General features: G+C 47.1%; 10 protein-coding genes. All 10 read left to right on the plus strand.

The features are described from left to right. Positions 1-400 precede the first annotated feature (400 nt). The 10 genes from HMPREF9446_RS13835 to HMPREF9446_RS13880 all read left to right on the plus strand — a co-directional run bounded on the left by HMPREF9446_RS13835 (position 401) and on the right by HMPREF9446_RS13880 (position 15,948). A complete protein-coding gene (locus tag HMPREF9446_RS13835; protein ID WP_009126331.1) occupies positions 401-973 on the plus strand; it encodes a DUF3575 domain-containing protein in 573 nt (190 codons plus the stop codon). A 13-nt stretch (positions 974-986) separates the two neighbouring features. Then, positions 987-2,456, plus strand: coding sequence for an OmpA family protein (locus HMPREF9446_RS13840; protein WP_009126332.1), 1,470 nt, complete (start codon positions 987-989; stop codon positions 2,454-2,456). Positions 2,457-2,509: 53 nt separating this feature from the next. Next, positions 2,510-3,739 (plus strand): conserved domain protein, encoded by a 1,230-nt coding sequence (locus tag HMPREF9446_RS18920; protein ID WP_009126333.1) that lies wholly within the window; start codon positions 2,510-2,512, stop codon positions 3,737-3,739. A 110-nt stretch (positions 3,740-3,849) separates the two neighbouring features. Next, positions 3,850-4,800, plus strand: a complete 951-nt coding sequence (locus tag HMPREF9446_RS13850; RefSeq protein ID WP_087943585.1) for a FimB/Mfa2 family fimbrial subunit — start codon at positions 3,850-3,852, stop codon at positions 4,798-4,800. 18 nt (positions 4,801-4,818) lie between these two features. Continuing rightward, positions 4,819-6,234 (plus strand): FimB/Mfa2 family fimbrial subunit, encoded by a 1,416-nt coding sequence (locus tag HMPREF9446_RS13855; RefSeq protein ID WP_009126335.1) that lies wholly within the window; start codon positions 4,819-4,821, stop codon positions 6,232-6,234. Positions 6,235-6,236: 2 nt separating this feature from the next. Further along, a complete protein-coding gene (gene fimD / locus HMPREF9446_RS13860) occupies positions 6,237-8,318 on the plus strand; it encodes a fimbrial tip adhesin FimD (RefSeq protein ID WP_009126336.1) in 2,082 nt (693 codons plus the stop codon). Positions 8,319-8,344: 26 nt separating this feature from the next. Then, the gene (locus tag HMPREF9446_RS13865; protein WP_009126337.1) at positions 8,345-10,675 is read left to right on the plus strand and encodes a fimbria major subunit; all 2,331 of its coding nucleotides are present in this window, start codon (positions 8,345-8,347) and stop codon (positions 10,673-10,675) included. A gap of 363 nt (positions 10,676-11,038) precedes the next feature. Beyond that, positions 11,039-12,238 (plus strand): glycoside hydrolase family 88 protein, encoded by a 1,200-nt coding sequence (locus tag HMPREF9446_RS13870; protein ID WP_039969678.1) that lies wholly within the window; start codon positions 11,039-11,041, stop codon positions 12,236-12,238. Beyond that, entirely contained in the window at positions 12,235-13,788 is a 1,554-nt protein-coding gene (locus HMPREF9446_RS13875) for a sulfatase family protein (RefSeq protein WP_009126339.1), read from the plus strand. The genes HMPREF9446_RS13870 and HMPREF9446_RS13875 overlap by 4 nt, the downstream gene beginning before the upstream one ends. 126 nt (positions 13,789-13,914) lie before the next feature. Next, complete coding sequence (locus tag HMPREF9446_RS13880) at positions 13,915-15,948, plus strand: patatin-like phospholipase family protein (protein ID WP_009126340.1); 2,034 nt, start codon at positions 13,915-13,917, stop codon at positions 15,946-15,948. Positions 15,949-15,980: the final 32 nt, after the last annotated feature.

The following is a 15,980-nucleotide window of genomic DNA, read 5'->3' on the forward strand; positions in this document are numbered from 1 at the left end:
AACATCGGGACATCTGTTACTTTGTAGGTAACGGAACGTCTGTATCCGTCGCAAATATCAACAGAAAATTTGGAAAGAACAAGAAAAAATACCTTTTTTTTATAAAAAAAGAAACAAATATTTCTTTCACATCGCGTATATATGTATATAACTCAAATCCAGCGCATTGCTCTTCGGGAAAGCATGCAATGCCTGTCCCTCCGTGTTATATTAAATTAACACAGAAGAAATACCCGTGCCCTCCCTTCTCTCCCGACAGGAAAGGGCAGTTCTTGTATATGCCTGCAGAAAGTGGGCCCGTTGCGTTCCTTCATGCTATTCCGTTCCCGTACCCGTTACCTACAAAGTAACGGAAATGTTAATCCTCCGTTGGGAACCAAAGAATGTTTACACATAAATTATGAAGAGCATGAGAAAAAGTCTTTTCGTCATTTTATTGTTCATCGGCATTTCCCTGCCGGCCCAGAACGTGGCCGTGAAGACGAACCTGCTGTATGATGCCACGGCGACCCTCAATCTGGGAGCCGAAATCGGTCTTGCGCCTCGGTGGACGCTGGACCTGTCCGCCAACTATAATCCTTTTTCCTTCTCGGACAACAGGAAGTGGAAGCACTGGATGGCGCAGCCCGAGGCGCGGTACTGGTTCTGCGAGCGCTTCAACGGCCACTTCATGGGGCTGCACTTGCTGGGCGGGCAGTACAACGTGGGGAACGTGAAGTTCCCGCTGGGAATCCTCCCCTCCACCGAGGACTACCGCTACGAGGGGTACTACTACGGTGTCGGGCTTTCCTACGGGTACCAGTGGGTACTGGGCAGGCGCTGGAGTATAGAGGCGAGCTTGGGTCTGGGATATGTACGCGCCCACTATGACAAGTACGACTGCCCCAAATGCGGCGAGTGGAAGGAGAAGGGCGACAAGAACTATCTGGGGGTGACGAAGGCCGCTATATCATTGATCTATGTAATAAAGTAAGGAGGAACGGCAAATGAGAAAAGTGATATATACCATAGGATTCCTGCTGTGTCTCCCTCTCTTGGGACATGCGCAACAGGGGGGACTTGTCCATGTGAAAGTCCTCGACGAGCAGGTGAAAAAGAACGGGCGGGAAGTGGATGTACGCTTCACCCTCGACCTTACGGACGTGAAGTTGGGCGGGCAGGAGAGCCTGCGCCTACATCCGGTAGTGGTGGCGAAAGAGGGACAGAAGGAACTGGTCCTGTCTCCCGTGGTGGTAGATGGAAAGATACGCAGCCGGGTGCATGAAAGAGAGAAAGCCCTTAAGGGTATCTCCGCCACGGACGGCGCCTACACGGTAGTGCGCCGCAGGAACGGAAAACCGCAGCAGGTGGAATACACCGCCACGCTGCCCTACGAGCCGTGGATGGCGCAGAGTCGCCTGGTACTGCGACAGCAGGTGACGGGCTGTCTGGAATGCGCGGGAAAGGAACTCGCCACGGAGGAATCTCCTGTAAGGAACACGTTCCTGCAACTGTTCCGGCCGCAATATTCCACGGCTTTCGTGCAACCGGAAAAGGAAACGGTGAAGGTGCGCGACGAGGTGCGTGTGGCAAGGCTACAGTTCCGGCAGGACAGCCGCAAGATAGACCCCAAGTTCAAGAACAACGAGGCGGAGCTTGCCACGGTGACCGGTTCGATAGAGGCGGTGAAGACCAATTCCGACCTGAAGATAACCGGCATCTACATCACCGGATACGCCTCTCCCGAGGGTACGGTGGAATATAACCTGAAGCTTTCCAAGGACCGTGCCGACGCCCTTGCCGCGTATGCGCAGAAGAACACTAGGCTGGATGCCTTGCTGTGGCACGTGACGGGTGCTGGCGAGGATTGGGAAGGCCTGCGCGAGGAGGTGAAGAAGCACCCGAAGTTGCTACGCATAGACGACGTACTGAAAATCATCGACGAGTGCGAAGGCGACCAAGATTTGTGCGAGCAGCGTATCAGGGACCTGGTTCCGCCCGACATCTACCAGCGCCTTCTGAACGAGATGTACGGCCCGCTTCGACGCAACGAGTACCGCATAGAATATAATGTGAGGAACTTTAACCTTGAGGAGGCTAAGAAACAGCTGCAGGCCCGCCCCGACCTGCTGAGCGTGGAGGAAATCTACTCCGTGGCTGACTCTTACGGAAAAGGCACTGCGGGCTACAACGATGCCATGTTGATTGCCGCCCGTACCTATCCCTCCAATGCGGCAGCCGTGGTGAACGGTGCTTACGTGAAGATGGAGCAGGGTGACGTGAAAGGTGCCGTCACACTGCTGGAGGGATGCAAGGTGAAGGAGGACGCCGTGGTGCTGAACGCACTGGGCGTGGCCTATGCCAGGGACAAGCAGTACGACAAGGCAAGATTCACATTGGAAAGCGCACTGAAGGCGGGCAGCACGGAAGCACGGACCAACCTGGAACAGCTGGCAGGCGTGGTTGCGGACCTATAGACGGATACGGAGAGACTATTAATCTTTTATTTATTTACTAATTCTTAATAATCATGAAGTTAAACAAGTTTTTTATGCTGGGACTGGCAGGATTGGCATTCACAGCATGTAGCAATGAAGAAGAATTTGATCCGAACGATTCGGGCAAGGAAAACAAGGTGCTTGTCAATCTGACATTAGGCAGGGCTTCCACTAAAAGTTTGAGTGAGAGTGCGGCAAATCTGTACAACAATATCAATAATCTGGATATTGTATTCTATAATGCGGGAGGGGCTTATATAGAGGTACCCGAAACAGTGGAAAACGATGACAGTTATTCTAAGAACGAAGAGTTTGAGAAGGCAAAAGTGGCCTTGCAAAACAATCAGGAAGCTACTCTGACTATCAAAGGTGTACCTGTGTCGGCAAAATATATGTACATTGTGGTCAATCAGCCTCAAGAGCATGCTATCGGTACGTCTTCCTTAGACGATGCCAAAAAGTCCCCTATTTACTTAGCGGATCAGGTGACGGAAGTTGGTGAAGACTACAAATTCTCGGGCATCAATTCCACACTGACCGGTCTTGGAGAGATTGGACCGACAGATACCAAAAATATAGCTAAAGTAAGTGTCGAACTGCGTCCTGTTCCTTCGCGCATTGAAATTGCAGATGTGAGAGCCATTCCTCTTCCTACTGGAGAATCTTGGGGGGGTGCAAACATTAAGTCTTTTATTGTAGCGGGATTCTATATCAACAGCTTCTATACTTCCGGTTCCTTGGATCCAGACAGCGATGATGCAGGACGTCAGAGAGTGGATAATGCCAGTGATGCCAACAAGTATACTATGAAATCTTATGCCAATGCTGGCTATTCATATATGTGCGATGAGCCTACAAACGGACAGATGACAAGTCAGTCAGGTGCAGATGTTAGTAAAGTAATTTGGGAGAACATTACCAACGATTTGACGGTAGGAGGTGCTTCCAAACCCGGTTGGTGGGGTTATCAGATACTTCAAGGTGAGGTTCCCCATATTGTAGTGAAACTGAATGTAACATTTGATGATGACACTACAGCCATAAAATTCCTGACTATCACTAAATTCAAGAGGCTCGGTGATTCAGGAGTTGATGCAGGTTCACTCCAGAAGGTAGAAAGAGGCAAGGTATATAGAATCGAGAATATAGATTTCGATGTGACAGACTTGACGGATATTCCTTATGAAGGGACTAAGACGGTGAGTGCAGAGGTTCAAGTTCTTGCTTGGATACCTGTACCCATTGCTCCAGATTTTGACTGATGCTCTCTTGCCATCTATAGAGATACCTATAACGGTTCAGTGGTGGAATACCTCCACCACTGGATCTGTCAATCTACAACTACGATTTTATCCATAAACTTGAACTTGCGATGAAATATTCATTAAGAAATATGCTTCTGGCGACCTCGTTGCTCTGCTTTGCGTCAGGCTGCATCAAGGAAGACCGCTCCGAATGTAACCCCGGGGTGTTGCTGAAGTATGACTACTCGCTTAATACAGAACACACCAACCTATTTGGGGCGGAAGTGGGCAAAGTCACCGTCTATGTCTTCGACGAGAAAGGATTCTATTACGGTACCTACTCTGAAGAAGGCGGACATCTGACAAACGACTACCAGATGTTGTTGCCGCTGCCTGTGGGAAATTACACCACGGTGACCTGGGGAGGAAAGCTGGGCACATACCAAGTCGGCGAGACCAATGCCGATGAGACTGCATTTCAGAGCGAGTTGAAAAAGGGGGTTACACACATTGACGACTTTATGCTGACTGCCGAGAACGGAGGACAGCCTCTGGTGCATCTGGACAACCTGTACCACGGCAGGGCTGACGTAGCATCGGTTTACTGGCCCGGAACGGCGACAACCGTAGAATTGATAAGAGATACCAAGCACCTGACCGTCACGGTGGAAGACCTGTCCGTGGGACGTGGAAAGGCAAACGGGGATGCACCCTACGAAGTATATTGCACGGGCACCAACGCCCGATACCTGGCAGACAACAGCTTCGGAAAGAAAGCGGAAGAAATAACCAATCTTCCTTATGATACCTATACCGAACCGGGGAAGGCGGTTTCGAAACTCAACCTGCTGCGGCTGGTGATAGGCCGCGAATTTCGCCTGACGGTGAAGGACAAGGAAGGGGACAGGGTCTTTGACAAGGACCTGGTGGAAGCCATGCTCGCAACGGGGAGATTCAAGACACAAGAGGATTTTGACCGGGAACAGGAATACAACATTGTCATCCGTATGGACAAGGATGTGGTGATTTCCATATTCATCAACGGCTGGGAAGTGGTGGATATTGTACCGGACTTATAACAAGAAAGGAATTAGACTATGAACTATATACTGAAAAACAGATATGCCTCTCTGGTGTTCCTGCTGTCAGTGGTGCTGTGGGCAGCTTCCTGTATCAAGGACGATTTTTCCGGTGGCACGGGAACCGGTGAGGAAGACATAACCATCAAACTGGGCATCACTACGCGTGCGGGTGAGGATGGTCTGATAAGGGACAATGATGACCGGTTCGGCAGCCTGGCCGTATATGCCTTTGATGAAGGAGGAAATTTTCTGGCGCTCTACAAATACAATTTGGAGGAAGCGGCCAATACTTATACCACTCCGGCGTTCAATTGCGGAATAAAGGTACGCAAGTTGCTGGGAATAGCCAATTACGCCGCTTATCCGGATTTGGATGAAAAACTGGTGAAAGGTCTTTCGGAGGATGCAGTCAAAGCGTTGACCGCCAACGATGGAGGTACCGTTGCCCTCTCGGCAGCCAACCTGTTGATGATAGGTGAAACCACCGTGGCTTTTGCAAAGCCCGATGATGAGGACGAGGAGGTAACGGCAAGCCTGGAACTGAAACGCCTGGCGGCGCGGGTGGATGTGTTTGTATTTAAAGAAACGGGATGGACGGCAGAGGTCCAATTGGAAACGGTTGAATTTTTCAATGGCGTGAAAAATACGGCACTGAAATGGAACACCGGACAGGTGGAACTGCCTGCTCCTCTTCAATATGCCGCCCCTCAGACCGGTAAAAGCGGAGGACTTTTGGAACCAGCCCCGTCCGGCGACTATACCTATGAAAGCTATGAGAAAGGGCGTTTCTATTCTTACCGTACCCAGCAGGCAATAGCAGCCGATAATGCGCCAAAACTGAATATCACCGTGCGGGTAAACGGAAATATCACCCGGACCTATTCCGCTGTCATTGCAAACAAGGATGTGTCGGAGGCGGTACTTGATGCGGGCAACGTCTATCAGGTAAAGGCTGTGCTGGCGAAAAGCGGGCTTGTCGTTAGCACTAACGTTGTCCCGTGGGATGCAGAAGACTATGTACTCGATTTCAAGGATGACCTGCTATACAAGAGTGAAGGGTGGGCTTTCGGCTCGTTTGTGGCCATGCAGGGAAATACGGTCCAATTGTATACCGACAAGCCGGGCATTCTCAGGTTTTCATTGCTTTCGCCCAACACGGTAAGATGGAAAGCATCTCTGACCAATAATCAAGACTTCAAATTGGGCCCAGTAGAAGGCAGCTACGAAGAAGATGCTGCCGGAAACGCCATTGTACAGAAGTTGGAGGTCAGTTCCATTCCCGAGGGGAACAATGATTACGCCTCTACCGAGCTATCCGTATTTGCTGTGATTGGAGGTGTCAGTTACGAAATGGACCTGACTACCGATCAAGAAATGGGGGGAAGTCCCGGGACAATTAACAGATTTACCATAACAAGAGGAAACAGATAGTTATGAAAAGATATATTTTGATAACAGGCATTTTGACAGTATGTGCGTGGTTGCTCAACTCTTGTCAGGAAGATTTAGGGGCAGGAACCGATAATGATAAAGGTGTACTTACTATTCAGTTGAACAGTATGGCCGCCACTCGTGCCGATGGTCCTATAGCCGGTATTGAAGACCTGAATGAGAATTTGCTGAAGCAAGCGGATGTTTTCTTTTTCGATGAAAATGGCGGAAGCCAACTTTATTACGAGGAAAAGGTGAGTGTGGAGAACAACACGCTGCTGCTGATGTTGCCCGCAGAGGTGGAGGGAAAGAACTGCAAGATAGGCATCATTGCGAACTATGGCGGTTTCAGCAAGACAGATGTGGAAGGAAAGTCCTGGGCGGAATTGCAAAAGCTACAGATTACTACTGCTTTCAAAAATAATGATACGAAGGAGGAGCAATTTGTGATGCAAGGGATATCGGACAAAGCTTATCCATTGGCCAGCGGCACGACAGTGGGCCCTATAGAATTGAAGCGTGTAGCCGCAAAGATATCGCTTTATCCACAGATTCCAGAGGAGATAATTAGGGATGGACTGGAGATAGACGGCGTAACCTATAAACCCCTGTTGGGCAGAATGAGCGTGTCTATGCAGAATGTGGTGAAAAAGGCTTCGGTGGACGGCATTACTTATGCCCCGGGCAGTGATGATTTCACCACAGCACAGCGTACTTATAAGCGTGGAGGAGACCATACCGGTGATTCGGATGCGTATTCTCATTTGCCGCTTTATACCTATCCCAATGATTGGACAACGGGAAAGGAAGAGCAGGAGAGTTACCTGCGCCTTTGTATTCCCTGGACCTATACCCGGAATGGAGTCACATCTGCCACGGACTACTTCTACAGAGTGGCGATTGGCGGTGACAATAAGATAAAGAGCAACGCTTTCTATCGCATTACGGTGAATGTATCTATTTTAGGTAGTGTAGATCCTGACAATCTGACCCCTGTAGAAGGGAAATTTCTAATAAAAGATTGGACTACTCAGAAGATAGACGCTGATATGAACCGCTACGAGTACTTGGTGCTTGAAACAAATTCCGTTACGTTGAATAACGAGGACGAGGCGACTATCTATTTGGCAACCAGTAGTGCCGCTTCAGCAAAAGTGGTAAAAGTCAGCTACCCTGATTATTCAAGAGTAAATTCAACGGTTACTACCATTACCAATCCTTCCCAACTAACCGATTATGAGGTGGATGTATTCGGGCAGACATTGGTATTCAAACATGAGGTGGATCCAGAGGCATTTACTCCGCAAACTATTGAAATTGAAGTGACAAATGAGGATGGAAAAAAAGAGACGCTGATGATTGTACAGTATCCGCCGATTTATATTGTGGCGGAGAATAATCAAGCTAATGGTGGTAATAATCGTTTTGTGTATGGGGTAAAAAAGAATGGAGCAGAAGTATATGACGACCGGAATAGCAGCTTAGGTGGTGTCTATAGCTATAATTATTCAACTGGTAGTAATTCAAACCCTAATCAATATACCATATATATATCTGCATTGGATGTTAATGATAAATATTTGATTGGTGATCCTCGTCAAGAAAGCCCAACAAAATTATCGAATTTGAACAATAAGAATGGAGGATTGCAATCTTATATGCCAACGCAAGACGATAATGGAAATACAAATTTAGTGATAGCACCTGCTTTTAAAATAGCTTCATCGTGGGGTATGACAACCGGGGGAAGTTATACCCAAATGCAAAGACGATGTGCTTCCTATCAAGAAAACGGCTATCCAGCTGGCCGTTGGCGGTTGCCGACAGAGAGTGAAATTGAATATATTGTTAAGTTGTCAGACCAAAGAAAAATTCCAGAGTTGTTTGATGGAGAATATTTTGCTGCCTCAGGTAGAGTTTATAAGACTAGTACAAGTGGGGGTAGTTTTAGTAAAAATCCAGATAAAAATAGTGAACACGCTGTCCGTTGCGTTTACGATGTCTGGTATTGGGGCAATGATAAGATACCCAATCCCAATGTCTTTACATGGGGTGATACCGATCCGATAAGACCTAGTAATTAATCCTACTCTGAACCTAGTTATACGATATGAAAAAGATTTGTTTATTATTAATAAGTCTCTTCCTGCTACTCCTTACATCGTGCCAGGAAGACGAAATAGGCCAAGGTACTCAGTTACAGAAAGGCCGTACGCTCTTTACGGTCTCTCTGTCCGAACCGGTTGTCTCTACCCGTGCCGGATGGGGAGAACCGGGATCGGAGCCGATTGAGAACCTGCATGTGTTGGTCTTTGACGAGAATGGCTTTTTTGTGGCAAACTCGAAGGCTGAAATCAAGGAACAGAATGCAAGCGGAGGAACTTTTGCTGTAAACCTGCCTGTTTCCAACAATTTGCGTCGGCTGCATTTTGTGGCCAACTACGATGAGGAGAGTTATGGCGCCTATTCTAGTACTGACAGTGAAAGTTCCGTAGTGGGGGCGATGACTACTTCCAACGAGGAAGGTGCCTATTGGGGAATGGTCGAAGTGGGATATATTCCCGATCAAAGTGAAGGATGGAACTTGGGACAAACGGTTTCATTGGTACGTAATTTTGCCAAGATCACTCTTAATAGTACGGCTGTAGGTGGCAGTTTTGTAGCGGAAGGTTATGCCATATTCAATACCTCTTCTTCAGGATTGGTTGCTCCATACAACCCGGAAAACGGAACGTTTGCCGATTGTGTGACTCCGACTGATTATGTGGATTTTGTCGAGAAAAATACAGATTACGAGGGTGTTACGCAAGGAGAAATCAATGAGAATGCTCCTACGGATTTTATATCATTGGGACAATCGGTGTATGTGTATGAACGCAACCAGGACAACTCTGACATTCCGACCTCTTTGATTGTAAAAGGAGCGTATAATGGTACTACATGTTATTATAAACTGGATATCGTAAGTTTCAATGCGGATACGTATGAAACGACCACCTATAATCTTTACCGTAATTTTCATTATAATATCAACATTACCAATGTGCGTAGCGCCGGGTATGCAACAATAGAAGAAGCCATGGCCGCCGCCGCTTCCAATAACCTGTCGGCTTCCATACAGGTGAGCAATGTAAAGGAAATCAGTGACGGAAACTATACATTGGGAGTCAGTCTGATGGATACGCTGATTGTCACTTCCGATCCTCTGGAAATAACCTATCATTATAAGGGGAGAGAGGGAGACTTGACCTCGACCGAACAAGTGAAAGTGAATTTTGAACGGAACGAGAACGCTTTTTCCAGCATTACTTACGAGAAGGGTATTATTACACTGACTCCGGTGGCTAGCCTGCCCGAAATCATGGAGACACAGGAAATCGTGGTGGCTACGGAATCGGGGCTGAATCGTCGCATCGTGGTGCGTGTGCGAAAGCCCTATAAATTTGTAGCCACCGATTGCCAACAGCGTGTTAAGGAAGAAATTCAGGCTCCTTTTACTTTCATTATGGAATTGCCGTCGGAAATGCCTTCATCCATATTCCCCATCACGTTGCAGTTGGATTTGGAGAAGAATACGCTGTACCCCGATGCCAGTCGTAACTTGATGCCGGTAAAGTTGACCGGCAATAGGGATTATGTCTATGACTTGAAAGTGGATTACAACACTTATCGGCAAAACCGTACCATCTATTGCCATTTCAAGAGCAATACGGCATCCAGTGCCACTTCAATTGTGGCAAAAGGAAAATATTTTGAAGAGTCGGAAGAGGAAAGTTTTATCAATGAAGATCCGTTGGATTTCAGTAATATCACTTTCAACGGTGTAGCATATAATTCAACGAATCCTGCTCCGACCATACCTTTTGGTACCGGGCAAACAGGAACATTGCAATTCAGGATGAATCTGTTGCCGGATGAATCTGTACGTATCTTTACGCGATATCTGACGGAGCCGGTTACCGATACGGGGAAGATAAGGGCTGAACTGAACAGCGAAGGTTCCGTGGTGTGCTACCTTTACGAACCGCTCAGTGCAACTACCCCTGTACAGATAATCCGTTTCAAATCAAAAGGTGAAATTGCAGCCGAAACCATTGAACTTTTCTCTGAATATTATGCACCGTTGCTAATTCCTTATACGAATCCTTATGTGAATGTATTGTTTACTTATGGCAATGATGACACTCCAGTCCGTAATGGAGTGGTAAAGGTATATACGGACAAATACTATCAAAACTATACGGCGGATTTGGCAGCTACGGATACAAGAGGGAAAACTGTCATGCGCTCGTTTGCAGGAAATACCCGGGAGACGACCTTGTATTTCTTATACACTGCAGGGCAGACTTCCTATAGAGGTGAGGCTCTTGTCGGTGACTTGATAGACCAAGGTGACAGCAGCAAGGGTGGAGAAATAACGATAAATCTGAAAGTCAGATAAAACTCATTCCATCGTAAAAATGGAATATTAGTAATTAAGAAAATCCTATGGGCACGGACGGAAGTGTATGCCACGTCCGGCTTTCATCGATCTAGTCTGTGACAGCAGACTTTATTTTCCCCACTGTCCGGGTGGTCTGTGAAGATACAATGCCAGGACAGATTTGTTTGTTTGCTGGATGCCCTAGTCCAAGAGTGGACGGGGCATCTCGTTTTATGCCATCCTGCACGGATTTGTACATTTTCGGATGACAAGATAACGATTTTGGCTGTTTATTGGATGATTTGTGAGGGTGGATTCAGGTTGCTTTCCCTACTTTTGCAGCAAAGAAATCGTAAAACATTAATAAACAAATCCCTTATTATGAAAACAGTCCTCACTTCGTTGGGAATTTCCCTACTTGTTCTGACTGGTTGCACTGGGCAAAAGCAGGCAGAAAGCAACTTCATCCAAGAAAACATCGACAATGCGGTAGCTCAGGAAACCATTCAGACAGGCATTATCGAAAAATCTGGCAAGATTCTTAATCCGCGTACTATCCGTAAAGACGGCAGCATCGTTTATGTTCCCATTGACGACTGGTGTTCAGGTTTCTTTCCCGGTAACATTTGGTACACGTACGAATTGACCGGTGACAAGAAATGGTTGCCTTTGGCTGAAAAATATACAGAAGCGTTGGATTCTGTACAATATCTCACTTGGCATCATGATGTCGGTTTCATGATTGGCTCCAGCTACCTGAACGGATACCGTTTTGCCGGCAAGGAAGAATACAAACCGGTGATCATACAGACTGCCAAATCTCTGTCAACCCGTTTCCGTCCGGCAGCAGGTGTACTCCAGTCATGGGATGCTGACAAAGGATGGCAAGCCGAGCGCGGCTGGAAATGTCCCGTTATCATTGATAACATGATGAATCTTGAACTGTTGTTTGAAGCTACCAAACTCTCGGGGGATTCCACCTTTTATAATATAGCGAAGAAACATGCTGATACAACGATGGCACACCACTTCCGTGCCGACAATAGCTGCTATCACGTAGTGGATTATGATCCGGAAACCGGTGAGGTCCGTAAGAAGCAGACGGCTCAAGGATACGCAGACGAGTCTGCATGGGCACGCGGACAAGCTTGGGCCCTGTATGGCTATACCATGTGCTATCGCTATACACACGATCCCAAATATCTGGAGCAGGCTGAAAAGATTTATAACTTCATCTTCAACAACAAGAATATGCCGGAGGATCTCGTTCCTTATTGGGATTATGATGCTCCTAACATTCCGGACGAACCTCGTGATGCATCAGCTGCCGCCTGTACGGCATCCGCCCTTTATGAGTTGAGTACTTATCTTCCGGACAAGGGTTACAAGGAAACCGCAGACAAGATTATGGAAAGCCTGGGATCTCCGGCTTACCGTGCAGAGGTCGGTACGAACGGAAACTTTATTCTGATGCACTCTGTGGGCAGTATTCCTCACGGTGCAGAGATTGATGTGCCTTTGAATTATGCCGATTATTATTTTCTGGAAGGTTTGAAACGTAAAAGAGAATTGGAGAAATGAGAAAACAATATCCTATTTTGTTAGGTGGTTTAGGCCTGTTTGCCTTGCAGGGATGTAAATCCCCGCAGGCCGAACAGGTTCAGCAACCGAATGTCATTTATGTTTTTCCGGACCAGTACCGGAACCAGGCGATGGAGTTCTGGGGACAGGAGGGCTTTCGGGAAAAGGTGAACTTTCGTAACGACCCGGTACATACTCCTCGCTTGAACGAGTTTGCAAGAGAGTCCATGGTCTTGAGTTCTGCCATGAGCAACTGCCCGCTGAGTAGTCCTCACCGAGGCTCGTTGCTAACCGGAATGTATCCCAACAAGAGTGGGGTACCTTTGAATTGTAATTCAAGCCGTCCTATCAGTTCTTTGCGTGAAGATGCCACTTGTGTGAGCGATGTATTCAGCAATGCCGGTTATGATTGTGCTTATTTCGGTAAGTTGCATGCCGATTTCCCGACTCCCAATGACCCTGAACATCCGGGTAAATATGTGGAAGACCGTGTTCCGGCATGGGATGCCTATACTCCAAAGGAGCGCCGCCATGGATTTAATTATTGGTATTCTTACGGGACCTTCGACGAACATAAGAATCCCCATTATTGGGATACTGACGGAAAACGCCATGATCCACACGAATGGTCACCGCTGCATGAATCGGGCATGGTCGTTTCCTATCTGAAGAATGAAGGAAATGTACGCGATCCGAAGAAGCCTTTCTTTATCATGGTAGGCATGAACCCTCCCCATAGCCCGTATCGTTCCCAAGACGATTGTATGGAACAGGATTTCAATCTTTATAAGAACCAGCCGCTGGATAGTCTGCTGATTCGCCCGAATGCCGATCCTAAGATGGAAAAAGCGGAAAGTGCACGCTACTATTTCGCTTCCGTGACGGGAGTTGACCGTGCTTTCGGACAGATTCTCGATGCATTGAAGGAACTTGGATTGGATAAGAATACGATTGTTGTGTTTGCTTCCGATCACGGTGAAACCATGTGTAGCCAGCGTACTGACGATCCGAAAAACTCTCCGTATTCCGAGGCTATGAACATACCTTTCTTGGTTCGTTTTCCGGAGAAAATCAAGCCCCGTGTGGATGACCTGATACTGTCTTCACCGGACATTATGCCTACTTTGTTGGGGTTGGCAGGTCTTTCCGACTCTATACCGGCAGAGGTACAGGGACGCAATTATGCACCTCTTTTCTTCGATGAAAAGGCAGATATTGTACGTCCTTCCGGAGCACTTTATATCCAGAATCTGGATGGGGAGAAGGATGCCGACGGCAAAGTGCGTTCGTACTTCCCCTCATCCCGTGGCTTCAAAACGGCTCATTACACGCTGGCGTTCTATATTGACCGTGAAAACCATAAGTTGGTAAAGAGCTTGCTGTTCGATGACAAGAAAGACCCGTACCAGATGAATAATCTTCCTTTGGAGGAAAATCAGGAGATTGTAAAGGAACTCTGTACGAAGATGGGCAAGGTCTTGGAAGAAATTGATGATCCTTGGTATAAGGAAAGAATCCTTTCGGATATGATACCGTATGGAGAACAGTAAGCGATAGAATTTAGCTTCTGTTTTATTTATTGGGAATTTTCATGGCAACTCGTTTCGATGGATAGTGAACTATCTGTCGGAGCGGGTTGTTTTATTTTTCTCATATTCATGTAAATCCATATAAAGATGAAATATAGATTATTAGTCGGGTTATTGCTCCTGCCGTTTTTTCTTTGGGCGCAGAACCGTCCGAAGGTGGCTGTTGTGCTAAGCGGTGGCGGTGCTAAAGGTACGGCACATATCGGTGCCCTGAAAGTGATAGAAAAGGCAGGCATTCCTGTCGATTATGTAGTGGGTACCAGTATGGGGGCACTTGTAGGGGCATTGTATTCTATTGGATACACTCCGGAACAGTTGGATAGCATGGTGAATGCACAAAACTGGAAGTTCCTGCTTTCGGATAATCCCAATCCTAAAGAGGTATTGCTGGATGACCGGTTGAAGTCGGAGCAGTATGTGCTTTCTGTTCCTTTCTCCTTGAAATCTTCCAATGTGGCAGATGCAGGCATTATAAAAGGCCGGAATCTGGCACGTCTGTTTTCTGTTTTGACGGAAGGATATCAGGATTCTGTCGAATTCAATATGCTGCCTATTCCGTTTGCCTGTGTTTCCGAAAATCTGGTGGATGGCAGCGAAATAGTGTTCCATCGGGGAATATTGGCAACAGCCATGCGTTCCAGTATGTCGATTCCCGGTGTATTCGCTCCTATTTATTTGAACGGTATGGTACTGGTGGATGGGGGAATGGTAAATAATTATCCGGTGGATGTGGCTTTGAAGATGGGAGCGAATCTGGTCATCGGTGTAGATGTGCAGAGCCCTTTGCTGGATGCTTCCGGACTGAAATCGGTAAAGGATATTTTCGGACAGATTATCAATCTGCAGGGAGAGAAGAAATATCAGGAAAATTTGCGCAGGACTGATGTACATATCAAGGTCAATGTTTCGGGCTATTCGGCGGCAAGTTTTACCAAAGAGGCTATTGATACGCTGATTGTCAGGGGAGAGCAGGCGGCTATGGCGAGTTGGGATAAACTGGTTGCTTTGAAAAAGAAACTGGGATTCAGTGAACAGTACCAATTTTGCCGTCCGGGACCATTTGTGGTGCCGGATGCAGCGAAGATAAAAGAAATTCCGGTTGATTCACAGATTACCGCTCCTGCAGTACGTGAAAGCCGCTTGAATGTAGGTCTCCGTTTCGATACGGAGGAACTGGCGGCTTTGCTGGCTAATGCCGACTATTATTTCGGGAAGCAAAAGGAGTCCCAGCTAAATTTTACGGCACGTCTGGGAAAGCGTACACTGGCACGTCTGGGTTATAACTACCAATGGAGTGAAGGCTGGCAGGCAGGGCTTGCCTATCAGTTCGGCTATAAGGATATCAATATCTATAATGAGGGCAAACGGACACTTGACTTGACGTTTACCCACCAATTGGTTCATGGCGGAGTGACGAAAGATTGGAATAAAGTGCAGGTCAGCGCGGGGGTCAATTTTGAGTATTACCGCTATCATGACCTGCTGTCATTGGAACCTGTAGATGCCATGATGTTCAAGAATGAATCGCTGTTCGGATACTATGCAGGATTGTTGTTTAATAGCCTGAACGGAAGGAGTGTCCCGACAAAGGGCATGTCGTGGGCGGTGACATACAATCTATATACCGACAATCTTTTTCAATATAAGAATGCTAATCCCGTCTCTGCATTGTCTGCCCATTGGCAAGGTTGTTTTTCTCCGTCAAGCCATTTTACCATTATTCCGTCTGTTGACGGGCGTGCCTTGATGGGAGGACATGGTGACTATGCTTTTGCCGTTACCAATATGTTGGGAGGAAGCATTGCGGGACGTTATATGCCACAACAGATTCCGTTTGCCGGTATTAATCGTGCAGAGTTGGCTCCGGCTACTTTGGTGGTTACCGGGCTGCAACTCCGCCAACGGATATTGAAGAACCAGTATCTGCTATTGACGGGAAATTACGGGCGGAGTTCAGAAAAGCTGCATCGGATTTTGGATGCTTCGGAATCGAATGATTTAGTTGGAGCAGGTATCGGATATATGTATAATAGTTTTTTGGGGCCTTTGGAGATTCAGTTGAACTGGTCTAACCAAACAAAAAGTGTAGGTTGGTATGCAGGTTTCGGCTTTGTATTCTAAATGATGGTGCAAGGGCAGGATACAAAATATCC

The organism is Bacteroides fluxus YIT 12057 (assembly GCF_000195635.1).
Classification (GTDB): domain Bacteria; phylum Bacteroidota; class Bacteroidia; order Bacteroidales; family Bacteroidaceae; genus Bacteroides; species Bacteroides fluxus.